The sequence below is a fragment of the Caballeronia glathei genome (assembly GCF_000698595.1).
GTDB classification, from domain to species: domain Bacteria; phylum Pseudomonadota; class Gammaproteobacteria; order Burkholderiales; family Burkholderiaceae; genus Caballeronia; species Caballeronia glathei.
In genome coordinates this window covers 86179-103687 of record NZ_JFHC01000004.1, presented here as the reverse complement: position 1 = coordinate 103687, position 17509 = coordinate 86179, and the positions used below count along the sequence as shown (strand labels likewise).

16 protein-coding genes are annotated in these 17509 nt (G+C 67.4%); 10 read left to right on the top strand and 6 right to left on the bottom strand.

Annotation, left to right across the window (positions count from 1 at the left end; all coding sequences use genetic code 11):
• Position 1: 1 nt before the first annotated feature.
• The 3 genes from BG61_RS04910 to BG61_RS04900 form a co-directional block, all read right to left on the bottom strand.
• A complete protein-coding gene (locus BG61_RS04910; RefSeq protein WP_035927055.1) occupies positions 2-1684 on the bottom strand; it encodes a formylmethanofuran dehydrogenase subunit A in 1683 nt (560 codons plus the stop codon).
• A complete protein-coding gene (locus BG61_RS04905) occupies positions 1681-3030 on the bottom strand; it encodes a molybdopterin-binding domain-containing protein (protein ID WP_035927053.1) in 1350 nt (449 codons plus the stop codon). Before BG61_RS04905 ends, BG61_RS04910 begins: the two co-directional genes overlap by 4 nt.
• A 470-nt stretch (positions 3031-3500) precedes the next feature.
• A complete protein-coding gene (locus BG61_RS04900) occupies positions 3501-3707 on the bottom strand; it encodes a hypothetical protein (protein WP_035927050.1) in 207 nt (68 codons plus the stop codon).
• A gap of 12 nt (positions 3708-3719) precedes the next feature.
• Here BG61_RS04900 and BG61_RS04895 point away from each other — a divergent pair, with 12 nt between their 5' ends.
• The 3 genes from BG61_RS04895 to BG61_RS04885 all read left to right on the top strand — a co-directional run bounded on the left by BG61_RS04895 (position 3720) and on the right by BG61_RS04885 (position 6661).
• The gene (locus tag BG61_RS04895; protein ID WP_035927048.1) at positions 3720-4751 is read left to right on the top strand and encodes an ATP-grasp domain-containing protein; all 1032 of its coding nucleotides are present in this window, start codon (positions 3720-3722) and stop codon (positions 4749-4751) included.
• On the top strand, positions 4748-5953 hold the full coding sequence (locus BG61_RS04890) for a hydantoinase/oxoprolinase family protein (RefSeq protein WP_051672293.1): 1206 nt from the start codon (positions 4748-4750) through the stop codon (positions 5951-5953). The genes BG61_RS04895 and BG61_RS04890 overlap by 4 nt, the downstream gene beginning before the upstream one ends.
• A gap of 117 nt (positions 5954-6070) precedes the next feature.
• Positions 6071-6661, top strand: coding sequence for an amino acid kinase family protein (locus BG61_RS04885; protein WP_035927220.1), 591 nt, complete (start codon positions 6071-6073; stop codon positions 6659-6661).
• Between the two features lie 62 nt (positions 6662-6723).
• Here the strand turns inward: BG61_RS04885 and BG61_RS04880 are convergent, their stop codons facing one another.
• The 3 genes from BG61_RS04880 to pqqA all read right to left on the bottom strand — a co-directional run bounded on the left by BG61_RS04880 (position 6724) and on the right by pqqA (position 8214).
• Entirely contained in the window at positions 6724-7431 is a 708-nt protein-coding gene (locus tag BG61_RS04880) for a (5-formylfuran-3-yl)methyl phosphate synthase (protein WP_035927045.1), read from the bottom strand.
• Positions 7432-7471: 40 nt separating this feature from the next.
• Entirely contained in the window at positions 7472-8044 is a 573-nt protein-coding gene (locus BG61_RS04875; RefSeq protein ID WP_035927042.1) for a DUF447 domain-containing protein, read from the bottom strand.
• 95 nt (positions 8045-8139) lie between these two features.
• The gene (pqqA, locus tag BG61_RS39880; protein WP_008354335.1) at positions 8140-8214 is read right to left on the bottom strand and encodes a pyrroloquinoline quinone precursor peptide PqqA; all 75 of its coding nucleotides are present in this window, start codon (positions 8212-8214) and stop codon (positions 8140-8142) included.
• A 327-nt stretch (positions 8215-8541) separates the two neighbouring features.
• Between pqqA and BG61_RS04870 the strand changes: the two genes are divergently transcribed.
• From BG61_RS04870 to fba, 7 genes are all read left to right on the top strand, one after another.
• Positions 8542-10032 (top strand): ribulose-bisphosphate carboxylase large subunit, encoded by a 1491-nt coding sequence (locus BG61_RS04870; RefSeq protein ID WP_035927040.1) that lies wholly within the window; start codon positions 8542-8544, stop codon positions 10030-10032.
• Between the two features lie 752 nt (positions 10033-10784).
• Entirely contained in the window at positions 10785-11210 is a 426-nt protein-coding gene (locus tag BG61_RS04865; protein ID WP_035927037.1) for a ribulose bisphosphate carboxylase small subunit, read from the top strand.
• A gap of 3 nt (positions 11211-11213) precedes the next feature.
• Positions 11214-12173, top strand: a complete 960-nt coding sequence (cbbX, locus tag BG61_RS04860; protein ID WP_051672282.1) for a CbbX protein — start codon at positions 11214-11216, stop codon at positions 12171-12173.
• 18 nt (positions 12174-12191) lie between these two features.
• Positions 12192-13283 carry a class 1 fructose-bisphosphatase gene (locus BG61_RS04855; RefSeq protein ID WP_035927035.1) on the top strand — a complete coding sequence of 364 codons (1092 nt, stop codon included), beginning with the start codon at positions 12192-12194 and terminating at the stop codon, positions 13281-13283.
• A gap of 45 nt (positions 13284-13328) precedes the next feature.
• The gene (locus BG61_RS04850) at positions 13329-14201 is read left to right on the top strand and encodes a phosphoribulokinase (protein ID WP_035927031.1); all 873 of its coding nucleotides are present in this window, start codon (positions 13329-13331) and stop codon (positions 14199-14201) included.
• Positions 14202-14263: 62 nt separating this feature from the next.
• Positions 14264-16369 (top strand): transketolase, encoded by a 2106-nt coding sequence (gene tkt, locus BG61_RS04845; protein WP_035927029.1) that lies wholly within the window; start codon positions 14264-14266, stop codon positions 16367-16369.
• The gene (fba, locus tag BG61_RS04840) at positions 16369-17406 is read left to right on the top strand and encodes a class II fructose-bisphosphate aldolase (RefSeq protein ID WP_035927026.1); all 1038 of its coding nucleotides are present in this window, start codon (positions 16369-16371) and stop codon (positions 17404-17406) included. The genes tkt and fba overlap by 1 nt, the downstream gene beginning before the upstream one ends.
• Positions 17407-17509 lie beyond the last annotated feature (103 nt).

Below are 17509 nucleotides of genomic sequence, written 5' to 3'. Positions count from 1 at the left end.
CTCAGCCGTTCGGAAAGCAGGCGACGGGCAGGAGCCGCCCGCCGCGGCAGCAGGCGCAGATTTCGTCGTCGCTGATGGCGGCGTGCGCGAAGTTGCCGGCGAGGTTCGCGTCGCTGTAGGCGCGCAGCGTCTTTTCGATGCCGCGGTCGTAGTCCGGCGACACGAAATGGATGCCGCCCGCCGGTGCCGCGACGAGCGTGCCGTCGCGGGCGACCAGCCGGCCGTCCTTGAATACGTACGCAGGCGACGTGAACATCCGCTCGCGGTCCGGCTCGTCGCGATACACCGCGATGTCCGCCGCCGCGCCCGCGCCGAGGTGGCCGCGGTCGGCGAGGCCGAGAAGCCGCGCGGGCCCGGCGCGCGTGATGATCGCGATGTCGTAGAGCGAGAACTCGCGCGCAAGCTCGGGCAGCGCGCTCGCCACCTGCGCTTCCGGGTGCAGCTTCGCGAGCTGCTCGTTGCGAAAGGCCTTGTCCATCAGGAGGCGGATGAGGTGCGGATAGCTCGTGAACGGGCCGCCGTTCGGGTGGTCGGTCGTCATCGAGACGCGCCAGGGGTCGTCGATCAGGAGGAAGATCTCGAGTCCGATGATCCATTGCAGCGCGTTCACGTAGCTCTCTTCACGGTAGCGGAACGGCACCACGCCGCAGCCCGCGTCGCATTCGATATCGCCCACGATCCACTTGTGCGGCCGGCCCATCGGCGCGTTGCGGAACTGCATCATCGTGTCGCCGGAGGCGGTCACGGTCTGCCCGAAGATGATCTGCCCGACATCGATCGACACGTTCGGCCGCGCGTTCACCGCCTCCGCGATCGCCCGCGCGCCCGACGAGAACTTGCGCGGGCCCTCGGTGCCGTAGCTGTGGAACTGGATGTGCGTGAGGTGGATGGGCAGGCCGTCGGCGGCGTCCATCGTCGCGATGGTCGAGTCGATGTTGCCCGGCACGCCGAGATTGCTCGCGTGCACGTGCAGCGGATGCGGCACGCGCAGCTCGGTCAGCGCGCGCGACAGCGTGCGCAGCACGTCGCGCGGCGTGACGCCGTAGTGCGCGTGCGCCTCGTCCACGTTGAGCGAGCGCTGGTTGAACTTGAACGCCGAGATGCCGCCCGGATTGACCACCTTCACGCCGAGCGCCTTGCTCGCGTTGATCGTCCACCCGACGTAGTCGCGCAGGCGCTCGAAGTCGTCCCGGGCGGCGAGCATCTGCAGGAACAGCTCGTCGTTGCCCAGCATCACGTAGGCGCCGTGATCGATGATCGGCGTGTCGCCCATTTCCAGATGCGTGTGGCGGGCGTTCGAGGGCATCATCGCGGGCTCGAACGCGGCGGTGTAGCCCATTTCGGCATAGCGGTAGCCGGTTGCGAGCGTGCCGGGCGTGCACACGCCGCACGAGGGCAGGCGCAGGTACTTGCCGCTGGAATCGGAATCGCGGGCGGGATCGGCGCGGTGGTCCTCCGGCAGCAGGAGGCGCGACAGGTTCGTCTTGCCGCCGCCAATGTGCGAATGCAGGTCGATGCCGCCCGCCATGACGACCATGCCGGTGGCGTCGTATTCCTCGTCGACGGCAGCGTCGCCGGTGTGCGCGACCATGCGGCCGTCGCGGAAATACAGGTCGCGGCGCTCGCCGTTCACGCCGTTCGCGGGATCGTAGACGATCCCGCCCGCGAGCCGCGCGAGGCTCATGGCTGGCTCCTTGCGGCGGCTAGCCGCCCGGCGATTTCGGCGACGCCCGGCAACTGCGCGTGGCGCGCGGCGCGTAGAGGCGCGACCACCGTCGCGTCGATGCGAAAGAGATGCCCGCCGCTGTCGACGCCGGGCGTCGCGACGGGGATGAACACGGTCGGCGCGCGGCGCGTGCCGAGCGTGCCCGCCATCGACGGATGGCCGAGCACGATGGCCGGCACGTCCGCGCCGAGCGCATCCGGCAGCGGTTGCGGCACGAAGCTCGCCACCCAGAGCAGCGCGTCGGCTTCGCCGCCGGCGAGGAGCGTCTGCGTGCGGTAGCGATACGGGTCGTAGTCGAGCGGCGCGCGCATCGACACCCGCGTGCGCAGCGCAAAGCCCGAGAGCCACGTCACCGCCTGGCTCACGGTGAGCGCGCCGTCGTCGCCGCCGAGCGCGAGGCCGCCCGCGCGCGTCGTCCGGTTGACGGCCTTGACGATGCGGTTCAGCGCCTCGACGAGCAGCGCGGCGTGCGGGCCGGGAAGCGCGGCGGGCTCGTAGACGACCACGGTGTAGCTCGACGACGCCACGCGTTGCGCGAGGTCCGCGATTTCCGCGTGTTTGCCGCTTTCGATGCGGCGTCCTTCGGCCAGCGCGGACCAGACCGCGAGGACGTCGAACGGGTCGGCTTGCGGCAGGATCGAATCGACGCTCGCGTTCGGCAGCGCGCTTGCCGCCGGATCGGCTTCGCAGGCGACGAAGCACACGCCGAGCGGCCGCGCGAGGCCACGCAGCGCGCGCTCGTAGAAGCGCGGGTAGCGCGCGGACGGCTGGCAGCCGAACACGATCAGGAGGTCGGCGCGCGAGCGCACCTCCGAGAGCGTCGTGAAGAAGGCGCCGCGGTCCTGGAGCGCGAGCGTCGATGCGAAGAGGGCGTCGCCGTGCAGGTGATCGAGGATCGCCCCGCACCGGGCCGCGAGTTCATACAGGGCGCGGGCGCCGGCTACGTCGGTCGCGAGGCCGCCGAAGAGTGGGCGCCGTGCGCGGGACAGGATCTCCCCGGCACGCGCGAGCGCCGACTCGAGATCGGTGTCCTGGCCGTCGACAGACGGCCTGCATGTCGCTGCGGTTGCGCTGAAGTGCGCAATCGAGCGGGCGAGCCGCGGGCAGTCGGTGTTGCTTGCGGCGAGGGTGTTGTCGCCGCGCAAGTCGATCGAGATGTCGTCGCATAGCAGCGGGCAGAACGGGCAGGTCCAGTCGTGCGTGGTTGCGGGAGACCCGGTTGCGGCCCCCGAAAAGGACGGCACGGGCGCGTGAGCGGCGCCCGCGTCACCGGCATTCGACGGGGTGGAGGACGAATCGTGCATGGCGCGTCTCGAGCAAGGTCCATGCCGGTTTGCGCGGCGCATGCGCGAATGTGGCCGGTTCGGCCCTTTGCGGCCGCGCGGCGCCGCTTCATGCAGGGAAGGAACGGCGGATACCCGAAAATTCACCGCGCTGTGCGAGCGGCGCAGTCGGAACGCCGACCTTGCAGCACAGTATGTGCGCCGCGTCGTAACACAGTGTCACCCGCCGGATACGCGCTGCGACACTGCCTTGCCGAATCATTACAGCCATGACGCGCCGCACCAGTTGGCACGGATATTGTGTCATCGGCTCAGGCGTCTTCGCCGGGTGGGCCGCCGGGTCGGGCGATTTGCCCGTCGTGGAGCGCGCAAGCGCGGGGTCACGCGGGGCGCGTCGCCTGACGCCGCCGCTGCGGGACTGGCGCTGTTGCGGATGCCGCCCGCGCCGATCATCGAACGCTTGCCCGCGCGGGGCCGGATGGCGGCGAAGGTCACGAAGGTGGCGAGGCCAGGCTCCTTTCCGGCGACAACGGCGTGTGCGCGCAGGTGGCGGCAACGAGGGCGCGGGCGACGGCGACGAAGATCGGGTCGCCCGGCGCGCAGAGAGAAGACTGAACCTGCCGGTAGCGCGACCGCTCGCCGCGCACGGCGCGCAAGGCGTGGCCGTCGGGCAGAGCGAGAACCGGCATCACCTGCATGGATGACTTCCCTTGACCAAGATATTTGTCTTCGAGTACCTCACTGGCGGCGGCATCGACCCGGAACTGGCGGGCGAAGGCAGTCTCGCGGACCTGAGCGCGCTGATCGTCGAGGGCCGCGTGATGCGTGACGCGCTCGTCGCGGACCTGCTCGAACTCCCCGGCGTCGAGACGACGTTCGCGAGTTCGCGCTTCGAAACGCCCGACCCCGCGCAGGTCCACTGCCGCGCCCAGCCCGGCGAGCCGATGACCGCGTTCGTCGCGCGGGCGGCGCGTGAGCACGACTATGCCTGCATCATCGCGCCCGAATGCGACAGCCTGCTGCTGCGTCTTCACGAGGCGGTCGGCGCCGCGCGCTGGCTCGGCTGCGCCAGGGAGGCGATCGCGGCCGCATCGAGCAAGCACGCGACGTCCGCGTGCCTTGCCGCCCACGGCATTGCCGCGACACCCTCGCTCGATGCGCGCGAGAACGCATCGCCCGGGGCGACGCGCTGGGTCGTCAAGCCCGACGACGGCGCGGGCGGCCTCGACACCTACGTTTACGACGACTTCGGCCACGCCTGCGCCGAATACGACTCGCGCGAGGCGGCGGGGCGCAATCCGGTGCTGCAGGAATGGGTGGACGGCGAGCCGCTCAGCCTTTCGCTGATCTGCGGCGAGCACGGGGCGGAACTCGTCAGCATCAACCGCCAGCGAATCGGCCTGCCCGACGCGGCCGCGCCCGGGCGGCACGAGCGCATCGTCGAGTTCACCGGCGTGGATGTCGATCAGATCGACCGCCACGGCGTGCAGGGCCGCGCGCTCGAGGCGCTCGCGCAGCGGGTCGTCGCGGCGCTGCCGGGGCTGCGCGGGTTCGCCGGCATCGATCTGGTGTGGCACCCGCAGCGCGGGCCCGTCGTGATCGAGGTGAATCCGCGGCTCACGGTGGCGTACGCGGGGCTCTCCGCGCGGCTTGGCCGCAATCTCGCGGCCGAGCTGCTTGCGTCGCACGGCGTACGCGTCGATGCCGCGCTGCGCTATTGCGCATGCGGAGGGGCATCGTGAAGGCGAGGCGCGAAGCGCCTCCCGCGCAAACGCCTGCCTCGCCGCCCGCCACTGCCCCCGAATCGCCGGTCTTCGGCTGGGATGTCGGCGGCGCGCACGTGAAGGTGTCGGTGGCGGCACGCTCGGGCGCGCTCGCCGATGTCGCCCAGTGGGCGTGCCCGCTATGGCAGGGGCTCGCGCATCTCGAGCGCGCGATTGATCTCGTGTTCGAGCGCTGGCCTGCCGCGCGCGAGGCGGGCGCGCGCCATGCGATCACGATGACGGGCGAAATGGTCGATCTCTTCCCCAGCCGCGCCGAGGGCGTGCGCGCGCTCACGCGCACGCTCGCGCAGCGGCTCGGCCCGCGCACGCTGTTCTTTGCGGGGGCGGCGGGCTGGCTCGCGCGCTCCGCCTGCGCGGACGGCTGGCGCAAGGTGGCGTCGGCGAACTGGCTCGCGACCGCGCAATGGGTCGCGACGCGCATGCCGGAGTGCGTGCTCGTCGATATCGGCAGCACTACGACGGACATCATCCCGGTCGTGGAGGGCCGGGTGGCCGCGCGCGGCTCGAACGACGCCGCGCGGCTCGCAAGCGGCGAACTGGTGTATCAGGGCGTCGTGCGCACGCCGCTGTGCGGCATTGCGCACCGCATCGCGTTTCGCGGCGAGACCACCGGCGTCATGAACGAATGGTTCGCGACGAGCGCGGATGTCTATCGTCTGACGGGTGAACTGTGGGCGCCGCACGACCAGCATCCGAGCGCGGACAACGGCCCGAAGACGGAAGCGGCGAGCCGGGAGCGCCTTGCACGCATGATCGGGCGCGACGCCGCCGACGCGAGCGACGCCGACTGGCGGCGTTTCGCGCAGACGTGGCGCAGCGAGCAGTTGCGTACCATCGGCGCGAATCTCGCGCGCGTGTGCGCGGCGCATCCGTCGCTCGCGACGGCGCCGCTCGTCGGCGCGGGCTGCGGTCGCTTTCTCGCGGCGGCGCTCGCGCGGCAGGACGCGCGCAGCTACATCGACTTCGCGATGCTCGCCGGCCTGCCCCGGCGCGACGGCGAGTTTGCGGAATGGGTTGCGACCTGCGCGCCGAGTGTGGCCGTCGCGCTGCTGGCGGCTTCGGCCGCGGCGTCGGAGGTCGTGCCGGATGCGAAGGATCAGGCCGTTTCCGCCGCCGGGCCGGGTGAAGCGGAGCGGGGGGCGGGCAGGCGCGTCGCCTGAGGCACATGTGACACAGCGAGGAATCGCGGCGGATCAGCCGCAATGAAGCAATGCGCAAACGCGCAAACGGCGGGAAACGAAGGGTGCAAAACGCAACATCGAAAGCGAGGAATGGTCATGTGGGTGGTGAAAATCGGGGGAAGCCTGAGTCACGACCCGGCGCTGCGTGAGTGGCTGACGCAGCTTTGGGAAGTGGGCGGCGGGCGGGTCGTGATCGTGCCGGGCGGCGGCGACTTCGCCGACACGGTGCGCCAGTATCAGCGCGAGTGGCGCTTCAACGACGTCGCCGCCCACAACATGTGCCTGCTCGCGATGGCGCAGTACGCGATCCTGATGCAGGGCGTGCTGCCCGAACTCGTGCTGGCGTCGAACGAACAGCGCATCCGCCGGGCGCTGCGCGACGGCCGCGTCGCCGTGTGGGTGCCGACCGAGCTGATGCGCGTCACGCCCGACCCGATGACCAACTGGGACACCACGTCGGACAGCCTTGCCGCCTGGCTCTCGGCGACGCTCAACGCGGAGCGCCTGATGGTCGTGAAGTCGTGTGCCGTCGATGCCGGAACGCCGCTCGAAGCGCTCGCGTCGAACGGCGTGATCGATCCGCGCTTCCTGAGCTACGTGAAGGAGGCCAACTACGTGGTCGAGCTTTTCAACAAGAGCGACGTCGCGCTGATGCGGGACCGTCTGCTGAACATGCCCGTGGTCTGATGGTCGGACGATAGCGGCGCCGCATCGGCGGCGCCGCGCCTTACGTGGTCTTCATGCGGTTTTCAGGCGGTTCCGACTTCGTGCGGCGCGTGATGCAGCGCGTTCGCCCATTGTTCGACGAGCACGGGGTCGAGGCGGCCGGCGCGCCCCTCGGCCCGCGCGCAGAGCGCGGTGCGAAACCCGGCGATATCCGGCGCCAGCGCGCGAATCTGCGCAAGCTGCGCCCAGCCGAGCGCGCCCGCGATCCCCGTCATCACGCCGCGCGCGCTGGCAAGCGCGAGACACTGCGAGAGCTCGCCCGCGTCGACGCAATCGAAAAGCGTCCGGCCGTCCTTCGCGGCGGTATCGAAGACGATGGCCGCGAAACCCAGTTCCGCCGCGAACGCCGCGAGCTTCGCGTCGGCGCCGGCGTCCGAGAGCAGCACCGGCACCACGGCGGCGGGCAGGCTCGCGAGCTGGGTCAGGCAGCGCGCCGCGGCCGGGCCGGGCATTACGCCGACCTTCACGTAGTCCACGCCTGCCGCGCTCACTTCGATCACCCGCGCCGCGATTTCGTCGCAGGCCTCGGTCGGCACGTCGCCGATGGTCGCGCTGATCGGCTTGACCGGATACTGCGCGCGCAGCGCACGCACGATCCGCGCGATCTCGTCCACGGCGACGCCGCCGAGCGCGCCTTCCTTCGGCTCCTTCAGATCGATCAGTTCAGCGCCGGCGCGCGCTGCGTCGAATGCTTCGTCGGCCGAGCGGACGCTCGCGAGCAATGCGGTCATGGCTGTCTCCGGAAGACGTGGGCGGACGGTTTGCTACTGCTTAAGGCAAGGAACCAGCGCCCGCCCGATGTCGCGCGACCGCGGCGACGAGCCAGTCCCACGCGGCGCGCTCGGCGTCGCCGGCGGTTTTGTCGATGGCGATCTGCAGGTAGGCCATTTCGCTATCGACCTTGTCGGCGGGCAGCATGAAGAGCCGGCTCACGAGAATCGCGCCTTCGACGACGGCCGCCTGCGCGCGGTTGAAGCCGGGAAACGGCGCGTGGGTTTCCTGATGCACGGGCTTCATGCGCAGCACGGGACGCGTTTCGTCGTCTTGCAGCGCCTCGAGCCGCAGTTCCGTATGCGCGAGCACGCCATCGAGCCTCACGCTCTCGACGCGGCTTGCCGGCCGCGTAGGCCAGTCACGCTGCGCGCCGGTCACGCAGCCCGCGAAGACACGCACGTCCGTGGTGCAGTTGATTACCGCGGCCTGCGTGGCGAGGATGTTGTCCAGCGTGGCCGATGGCCGGAAGGGGGCGAGGATTGCCAGGCCGTCCTCGAAGCGCACGCCCATCGGTGCAATGTGGGGCCGGCCATCGCGCGCCGCGGTCGTGACGATCGTTTCGAAAATCATGTCGGGGAACGCTGGTCGTGGCGGCGGCTCGAGCCGGCAGGTTGCACTACCTGAAATACGATGCCGCGCAGCCGCTCATCGCGGCTCGTGCGGGTTTAACGGGTGGCGATATACATCGTGATTTCAAAACCAAAACGCATATCGGTGAAGCTCGGTGTGGTCCATTGCATACACGTCCTCCTCGTTGGTGGTTTCAGCCGTGCGCCTTCGCGTTTCCGCTTTGAACCGCTCGGAACCACTCGGGCACGGAGCTATACGCAAGGCCCATGCCAAACGCTTTTCGCCGGACGGCGAATACCTGGGCGCGGGATTACACGCCTTACTGTCGCGGAAACGCAGCAAAGTGTTCCATCCGGGTCATAGGCAATAACCCGCGATAAAGGGATCGCTTAAGCCCGCACAAGAAATTCGTGAATTCACTTCGGAAGACGCCGCGCCTACTCTGCAGACTCATGCAACGCACACCGCAACCGCCGGACACTTTCCGAGGAACCGCAATGAACGACTTCAGCAAGGCAGCCGTCGAGCCGGCCCGCAATCCTCTCGATCCGCGTTCCCGCTATGCGGCGGGCGTCATGAAGTATCGCGAGATGGGTTACTGGCAGCCGGACTACACGCCGAAAGACACCGACGTCATCGCGCTCTTTCGCATCACGCCGCAGCCCGGTGTCGAGCCGGAGGAAGCGGCGGCGGCGGTGGCGGGCGAGTCGTCGACAGCGACGTGGACCGTCGTCTGGACCGATCGCCTGACCGCATGCGACATGTACCGCGCGAAGGCCTACCGCGTCGACCCGGTGCCGAACGCGAACGGCGGTGAGCCGCAGTACTTCGCGTATATCGCCTACGAACTCGATCTGTTCGAAGAGGGATCGGTTGCGAACCTGACGGCGTCGATCATCGGCAACGTGTTCGGCTTCAAGCCGCTCAAGGCACTGAGGCTCGAGGACATGCGCATACCGGTCGCGTATCTGAAGACGTTCCAGGGGCCGCCGACGGGCATCGTGGTCGAGCGCGAGCGGCTCGACAAGTACGGGCGGCCGCTGCTCGGCGCGACCGTCAAGCCCAAGCTCGGGCTTTCGGGCAAGAACTATGGGCGCGTGGTCTATGAAGGGCTGAAGGGCGGGCTCGATTTCCTGAAGGACGACGAGAACATCAATTCGCAGGCGTTCATGCACTGGCGCGACCGCTACCTGTTCTCGATGGAGGCCGTGAATCGCGCGCAGGCCGAGACCGGTGAAGTGAAGGGCCACTATCTGAACGTGACTGCCGGGACGATGGAGGACATGTACGAGCGCGCCGAATTCGCGAAGGAGCTCGGCTCGTGCATCGTGATGATCGACCTCGTGATCGGCTGGACGGCGATCCAGTCGATGTCGAAGTGGGCGCGCAGGAACGACATGATCCTGCATCTGCATCGCGCGGGGCACGGCACGTATACGCGGCAGCGCAATCACGGCATTTCGTTTCGCGTGATTGCGAAGTGGCTGCGCATGGCGGGCGTCGATCATGCGCACGCGGGCACTGCGGTCGGCAAGCTGGAGGGCGATCCGCTTTCCGTTCAGGGCTACTACAACGTGTGCCGCGAGGCGCGCAACGAGGTCGATCTGTCGCGCGGCATTTTCTTCGACCAGCCGTGGGCCGGTTTGCGCAAGGTGATGCCGGTGGCGTCGGGCGGGATTCATGCGGGGCAGATGCATCAGCTGCTCGATCTTTTCGGCGACGACTGCATCCTGCAGTTCGGCGGCGGCACCATTGGGCATCCTGGAGGCATTCAGGCGGGCGCGGTGGCGAATCGCGTGGCGCTGGAGGCGATGGTCAAGGCGCGTAATGAAGGGCGCGATATCGCGAATGAGGGACCGGACGTGCTCGAAGCGGCAGCGCGGTGGTGCACCCCGCTCAAGCAGGCGCTCGATACCTGGCGCGATGTGACCTTCAACTATGCGTCTACCGATACGCCGGACTTTGCTGTTACGCCTACTGCTGCTTGAAATGTCCCCGGTCGTTGATTTTTTGCTGGCGCTTCTTTTAACACCGTTTGATGGTTTTGCGCTTCCTGTGAAACTTGCTTTGTTATTGGTCTATTAGCTTCGCCCCTGTGCGGGGCAGCAGTCATTTTCTTTGCTGCTGCAAAGAAAGTAACCAAAGAAAGCAGCTATGGGCTCAGCAGTGTTAGGAGGGAATCACATGGAGTCTTTCAGAGTGGCCCGACCGTGGGAGTGTCCACCTCTGTATGTTGAGCAGATAGGTACGCGGACCCACTGCGCTCTCGCGCCTTCAAACGGAGTGGTAAGGCAGTCATTCATCCGTCTTGGCACTGCGTGCCCGACGAAGGGTAAATTCGGTGGTGGAGCGCGTAGCGCGCGAAATACGGTAGATGTCCGTGAAAACGGAGCGAAGCAACTGGTTGTAGTGGACCCTGCGTCGGAGCGAAGCGAGGACGGATGGATGATTGCCTTACCACTTTGTCTGGTGGTGCGATGACGCAGTGGGTCCGTGAGCCTATCCGCCTGACGAACCGAAGTGGACACTCCGACGGTCGGGCCACTCTGAAAGACTCAAACGTGGTCACGTCCTAATGCTGTTGGCCTGAAAAGCTGCTTTCTTTGCAGCAGCAAAGAAAGTGACTGCCGCCCCGCACAGCGGCGAGCTAATAGACCATTAAGAAATCAAGTTTCACAGAAGCACAAAGCGCATCAAACGGTTTGGAACAGAATCAAACCCAATCGAAAAGGAAAGACAAATGCACATCACACAAGGCACTTTCTCGTTCCTGCCGGAACTGACGGACGAAGAAATCGGCATGCAGATCGACTATGCCCTGCGCGAGGGCTGGTCCTGCTCGGTCGAATTCACCGACGATCCGCATCCCCGCAACACGTATTGGGAAATGTGGGGCCTCCCGATGTTCGATCTCCACGACGCAGCAGGCGTGCTGCAGGAAGTCAACGCATGCCGCACGACGTACCCGCATCACTACATCAAGGTCAACGCGTTCGATTCGGTACGCGGCTTCGAGACGATGCGCATGTCGTTCATCGTCAACCGCCCCGCCACGGAGCCCGGCTTCAGGCTCGAACGCCAGGACGGCCCCGGCCGCGCGCAACGCTACGCGATTCGCACCTACGCGAGCGACCAGCCCTCGGGCGAACGCTACGCACCGAGGTAAGCAATGAGCGCCGATGCCACCACCCTCGACCCGCCGCTGCACACGACAACCGGCCCGCCAAGTGTCGATCTCGTCGCGCTCTTTCGCGACTCGGGCATCGGCGATGTCCTCGCGGAACTCGACCACGATCTCGTCGGCCTCGTGCCCGTGAAAACACGCATCCGCGAAATCGCGGCGCATCTGCTCGTGGAGCGCGCGAGAGAGACGCTCGGCATCGCAAGCGGCGCGCCGACGCTGCACATGTGCTTCTCCGGCAACCCGGGAACCGGCAAGACGACCGTCGCGCTGCGCATGGCAGAAGTGCTGCACCGGCTCGGCTATATTCGCCGCAATCATCTCGTCTCGGTCACGCGCGACGACCTCGTCGGCCAGTACATCGGCCACACCGCGCCCAAGACCCGCGACGTGCTCAAGCGCGCGATGGGCGGCGTGCTCTTCATCGACGAGGCGTACTACCTGTACCGCCCCGAGAACGAGCGCGACTACGGCCAGGAAGCCATCGAGATCCTGCTTCAGACGATGGAGAACCAGCGCGACGATCTCGTCGTGATCCTCGCGGGCTACGAGTCGCGCATGGAGACGTTCTTCAGGAGCAACCCGGGCTTCCGGTCGCGCATCGCGCATCACATCACGTTTCCCGATTACGACGAGGCTGAGCTGCTGCTGATCGCGCAGCGCATGCTCGACACGATGCAGTACCGCCTCGATGCCGCCTCGCGCGGCGCGTTCGAAGACTATCTCGCACACCGCATCCGCCAGCCGAACTTTGCGAACGCGCGCTCGGTGCGCAACGCGCTCGACCGCGCGCGTCTGCGTCAGGCGAATCGCCTGTTCGCGGATGCGCTCGCGGGCGGCAAGGCCGCGGACGGCGCCGCGCTCACGCTCATCGCTGCCGAGGACATCCGCGCGAGCCGCGTATTCAGCGGCGCATCCGATGCGCCGCCGCCCGATCCGATTCGATAGACCTCCAAGGAGAGCGCCATGCAGGACGGACGAACCACCCTTTCGAAGTTCCTCATCGACACGCTCGACCGCAAGCCGGGGTCGCAATCCGCGAGCGGGTTGTCGGCCCTGCTGATCGACGTCGCCGCGTCGATCAAGACGATCTCCGCGGCGCTGACCAAGGGCGCGCTCGGCGGCAACTACGGCTCCGCGCAAACGCTCAACACGCACGGCGAGGAACAGAAGAAGCTGGACGTGGCGACCAACGACATCTTCCTCCAGCACTGCGAGTGGGACGGCCTGCTCGCGGGCATGGTGTCGGAGGAAATGGAGGGTGTCTATGCGATCCCCGAGGCCTATCCGCGCGGGGAATACCTGCTTGCGTTCGATCCGCTCGACGGTTCGTCGAACATCGATATCAATGGCGTCGTCGGGTCGATCTTCTCGGTGCTGCGCGTGAACAACGAATCTGCTGCATCCGGTGAAGCGGCCTTCCTGCGCCCGGGCCGCGAACAGGTGGCGGCGGGCTACGCGATCTACGGCCCGTCGACGATGCTCGTCATTTCGGTGGGCAACGGCACGCACGGCTTCACGCTCGAGCGCGACGTCGGCAACTTCGTGCTGACGCATTCCGATATCCGCATTCCAGAAGACTCGTGCGAGTTCGCAATCAACGCATCGAACGAGCGCTTCTGGGAGCCGCCCGTGCGCCGCTACGTGCAGGAGTGCAAGGCCGGGCGCAGCGGCTGCCGCGAGCGCGACTTCAACATGCGCTGGATCGCATCGATGGTCGCCGAGGTGCATCGCATCCTGATGCGCGGCGGCGTGTTCATGTATCCGCGCGACTTCAAGACGCCCGCGATGCAGGGACGCCTGCGGCTGCTCTACGAAGCGAGCCCGATGAGCTTTCTCGTCGAGCAGGCGGGCGGCCTCTCGATCACCGGGCGCGAGCGCATCCTCGACGTGATGCCGCGTGCGCTGCACGAACGCGTGCCCGTGATCCTCGGCTCCAAGAACGAAGTGGCGCGCATCGGCCGCTATCACGGCGAATACGACCGCGGCGAGGACAAGCCGTACACGTCGCCGCTGTTCAACGAGCGCTCGCTCTTTCTGCCCGAGACGCCGGTGTGATGCCGCTCGATTGCGCATACGGATAAACCACAGGGAGACAAGCGCATGTCAGTCAAACATCCGATCATCGCGGTGACCGGCTCGAGCGGCGCCGGCACGACAACGGTCATGAAGAGCTTCACGCATATCTTCAGGCGCGAGCGCATCAATGCGCAGATCGTCGAAGGCGACGCGTTCCATCGCTTCGACCGCCTCGGCATGCGCGAGGCGATGAAGCAGAGCGAGCGCGACGGCGTGCTGAATTTCAGCCACTTCGGCCCGGGCGCGAACCTGCTTGAAGAGCTGGAGCAGCTCTTCGCGAGCTACGGCGAAAGCGGCACCGGCAAGTTCCGGCGCTACATCCACGACGACGCCGAAGCCGCGCATTACGGGCAGGACGCGGGCACGTTCACGCCGTGGGAGGACCTCGCGCACGGCACCGACCTCATGTTCTACGAGGGCCTGCATGGCGCCGCCGTCACCGACAAGGTCGATATCGCGCGGCATGCCGACCTGCTCGTCGGCGTGGTGCCGATCATCAACCTCGAATGGATCCAGAAGCTGCACCGCGACCAGACCATGCGCGGCTACTCGCACGAAGCGGTGGTCGATACGATCCTGCGGCGCATGCCCGACTACGTGAACTACATCTGCCCGCAGTTCTCGCGCACGCATGTGAACTTCCAGCGCGTGCCGACGGTGGATACGTCGAATCCGTTCACGGCCCGCGAGATACCGCAGCCGGACGAGAGCTTCGTCGTGATCCGCTTCACACGGCCGAAGGGCATCGACTTCCCGTATCTCCTCACCATGCTGCACGACTCGTTCATGTCGCGACCGAACGTGATCGTCGTGCCGGGCGGCAAGATGGGACTCGCGATGCAGCTCATCTTCACGCCGATGATCCTTCAGCTGCGCGACCGCTCCGCGCGCGCGTGAACTGGCCTGCATGAGCTGGCCTGCATGAACCGCTTTCCGACTCGAAGAAAAGGAGGCATCCGATGAATGCCGTCGCAGAGGCTTTACCCAGGCAAGAGCTTTCCACCGACACGCGGACGATGGCGAACGCGCTGCGCATGCTCGCCGTCGATGCGGTCCAGCAGGCGAACTCCGGGCATCCCGGCATGCCGATGGGCATGGCCGAGATCGCGGTCGCGCTGTGGAGCCGGCACTTGAAGCACAATCCGCGCAATCCGGACTGGCCGGACCGTGACCGCTTCGTGCTGTCGAACGGGCACGGTTCCATGCTGCTTTACGGGCTGCTGCATCTGACGGGCTACGACCTGCCGCTCGACGAACTGAAGCGCTTTCGTCAGCTGCACAGCAGGACGCCCGGCCATCCGGAAGTGGGTGTGACCCCCGGTGTCGAAACGACGACCGGTCCGCTCGGACAGGGCTTCGCGAACGCGGTGGGCATGGCGCTCGCCGAAGCGCTGCTCGCACGCGAGTTCAACCGGCCCGGGCACGATATCGTCGATCACCGTACCTATGTGTTCGTCGGCGACGGCTGCCTGATGGAAGGGATCTCGCATGAGGCCGCGTCGCTTGCGGGCACGCTCGGCCTTGGCAAGCTGACCGTCCTCTACGACGACAACGGCATCTCGATCGATGGCCATGTCGAGCGCTGGTTCGCCGACGACACGCCCTCGCGCTTCGCCGCATACGGTTGGCACGTGGTGCGCGGCGTGGACGGACACGACGTCGATGCGGTCGATCGCGCGATCGAGGATGCGCGCGCGTCGCAACGCCCGACGCTCATCTGCTGCCGCACGGTGATCGGCAAGGGTGCGCCGTCGATGGCCGGCACGCACGACGTGCACGGCGCACCGCTCGGCGACAAGGAAGCCGCCGCGACGCGCGAGGCGCTCGACTGGCCGCACGCGCCGTTCGACATCCCCGGTTCGATACGGCAACTGTGGGACGCACGCGAACAGGGCGCGGCGGCCGAAGCCGGCTGGACGCGGCGCTTCGAGAGCTACCGGCAGCACTTTGCGCTTGAAGCCGCGGAATTCGAGCGGCGTGCACGCGGCGCATTGCCCGCGCAATGGCGCGAGGCCGCCCTCGCGCTCGTGCGCGACGCCGACCGCGCGGGACAGTCGATCGCGACGCGCAAGGCCTCGCAGATCGCCATCGAAGGCCTCGCGCGTGCATTGCCCGAACTGCTTGGCGGATCGGCGGACCTGACCGGCTCGAACCTCACGCGCTGGAAGGACGCCGTGACCGTGCAGCCCGGCGGGGCGGCCGTCGATGGCCACCATGGCGGCAACTACGGGGGCAACTACGTGCACTTCGGCGTGCGCGAGTTCGGCATGAGCGCGATGCTCAACGGCATCGCGCTGCATCGCGGTCACCTTCCGTTCGGCGGCACGTTCCTCACGTTTTCCGACTATTCGCGCAACGCGCTGCGCATGGCGGCGCTGATGAAGACGCGCTCCGTATTCGTCTTCACGCACGACTCGATCGGACTCGGCGAGGACGGGCCGACGCATCAGTCCGTCGAACATGCGGCGAGCCTGCGGCTGATCCCGGGCCTCGACGTGTGGCGTCCATGCGATACCGTCGAGACCGCGCAGGCCTGGGTGTGCGCGGTGGAGCGCGATCGTCCGTCGTGCCTGCTGCTGAGCCGCCAGAACCTGCCCTTCGTCTCGCGCGACGAGGACCAGATCGATGCGATAGAGCGCGGCGGCTACGTGCTGCGCGACTGGCCCGGCTCGATGGGACCCGGCGACACGCGCATCGTGCTGATCGCGACCGGCTCCGAAGTCGTGCTTGCGCTCGAAGCCGTCGGGCCGCTGCGTGAGGAGGGCATTCTGGCGCGTGTGGTCTCGATGCCTTCGACTACCGTGTTCGATCGCCAGTCATACGCATGGCGCGACAGGGTGCTGCCGCAAGGCGTGCCGCGCGTCGCGGTGGAAGCGGGCGTCACCGCGTTCTGGCGGCAATATGTGGGGCTCGAAGGCGGTGTGGTCGGTATCGACCGCTTCGGCGAGTCAGCGCCCGCGTCCGCGCTGTTCGAGCATTTCGGGCTGACTTCGCAAGCCGTCGTGGAAGCGGCGCGGCGCGTCGCAAGATCCACGGCTACGACCATGACCACGAGGAGCTTGTGATGGCCTTCATCGCTTTGCGTCAACTGCTGGACCACGCGGCGGAGCATGGCTACGGCGTGCCCGCGTTCAACGTCAACAACATGGAGCAGGTGCAGGCGATCATGCAGGCCGCGGAGGCGACGAAGAGCCCCGTGATCCTGCAGGCGTCGGCGGGTGCGCGCAAGTACGCGGGTGAGCCGTACCTGCGCCATCTCGTGCTTGCCGCGCTCGAAGCGCATCCGGACCTGCCCGTCGTGCTGCATCAGGATCACGGGGCGAGTCCGTCGGTGTGCCAGCAGGCGATCCGCTCGGGCTTCACGTCGGTGATGATGGACGGGTCGCTCCTGCCCGACCAGAAGACGCCCGCCGCCTACGAATACAACGTCGAAGTGAGCCGCCGCGTGGTGGAGGCGGCGCACGCGGTGGGCGTATCGGTGGAAGGGGAGCTTGGCTGTCTCGGCTCGCTCGAAACCGGCGCGGCGGGCGAGGAGGACGGCGTCGGCGCCGAGGGCACGCTTTCGCGCGACGACCTGCTCACCGACCCGGCGCAGGCGCGCGCGTTCGTCGAGGCAACGGGGGTCGATGCGCTGGCGATCGCGATCGGCACATCGCACGGCGCATACAAATTCAGCCGCCAGCCGACCGGCGACATCCTTGCGATCGACCGCATCGTCGCGATCCACGAGTGCATTCCCGACACGCACCTCGTGATGCACGGGTCGTCATCGGTGCCGCAGGAGTGGCTCGCGACGATCCGCGAATACGGCGGCGAGATTCCCGAAGCGTATGGGGTGCCGGTGGCGGAGATCCAGCGCGGCATCGCGAACGGCGTGCGCAAGGTGAACATCGACACCGACATCCGGCTCGCCATGACGGGCGCGATCCGGCGCGCGCTGGCTTCGGCGCGCTCGGAGTTCGATCCGCGCCACGCGCTGAAGGCGGCAACCGCGGCGGCGCGCGCGCTGTGCATCGAGCGCTTCGAGGCGTTCGGCTGCGCGGGCCAGGCCGAGTGCATCCGGCCGATGCCGCTCGATGCGATGGCGCGTCGCTATCACTGAGTCTTTCCCGGCGCGCAACGCGTCGCTCGCGGGCGTCACGCTTCCGGCACATGTCGGGGGCGTGACGCATCCGTGACGAAGGTGTCCTCGACAGTTCCTCATC

Coding starts and splice junctions, on each gene's coding strand:
- BG61_RS04910 (WP_035927055.1), bottom strand. CDS start 1,684: ATGAGCCTCGCGCGGCTCGCGGGCGGGATCGTCTACGATCCCGCGAAC.
- BG61_RS04905 (WP_035927053.1), bottom strand. CDS start 3,030: ATGCACGATTCGTCCTCCACCCCGTCGAATGCCGGTGACGCGGGCGCC.
- BG61_RS04900 (WP_035927050.1), bottom strand. CDS start 3,707: ATGCAGGTGATGCCGGTTCTCGCTCTGCCCGACGGCCACGCCTTGCGC.
- BG61_RS04885 (WP_035927220.1), top strand. CDS start 6,071: ATGTGGGTGGTGAAAATCGGGGGAAGCCTGAGTCACGACCCGGCGCTG.
- BG61_RS04880 (WP_035927045.1), bottom strand. CDS start 7,431: ATGACCGCATTGCTCGCGAGCGTCCGCTCGGCCGACGAAGCATTCGAC.
- BG61_RS04875 (WP_035927042.1), bottom strand. CDS start 8,044: ATGATTTTCGAAACGATCGTCACGACCGCGGCGCGCGATGGCCGGCCC.
- BG61_RS04870 (WP_035927040.1), top strand. CDS start 8,542: ATGAACGACTTCAGCAAGGCAGCCGTCGAGCCGGCCCGCAATCCTCTC.
- BG61_RS04865 (WP_035927037.1), top strand. CDS start 10,785: ATGCACATCACACAAGGCACTTTCTCGTTCCTGCCGGAACTGACGGAC.
- cbbX (WP_051672282.1), top strand. CDS start 11,214: ATGAGCGCCGATGCCACCACCCTCGACCCGCCGCTGCACACGACAACC.
- BG61_RS04855 (WP_035927035.1), top strand. CDS start 12,192: ATGCAGGACGGACGAACCACCCTTTCGAAGTTCCTCATCGACACGCTC.
- BG61_RS04850 (WP_035927031.1), top strand. CDS start 13,329: ATGTCAGTCAAACATCCGATCATCGCGGTGACCGGCTCGAGCGGCGCC.
- tkt (WP_035927029.1), top strand. CDS start 14,264: ATGAATGCCGTCGCAGAGGCTTTACCCAGGCAAGAGCTTTCCACCGAC.
- fba (WP_035927026.1), top strand. CDS start 16,369: ATGGCCTTCATCGCTTTGCGTCAACTGCTGGACCACGCGGCGGAGCAT.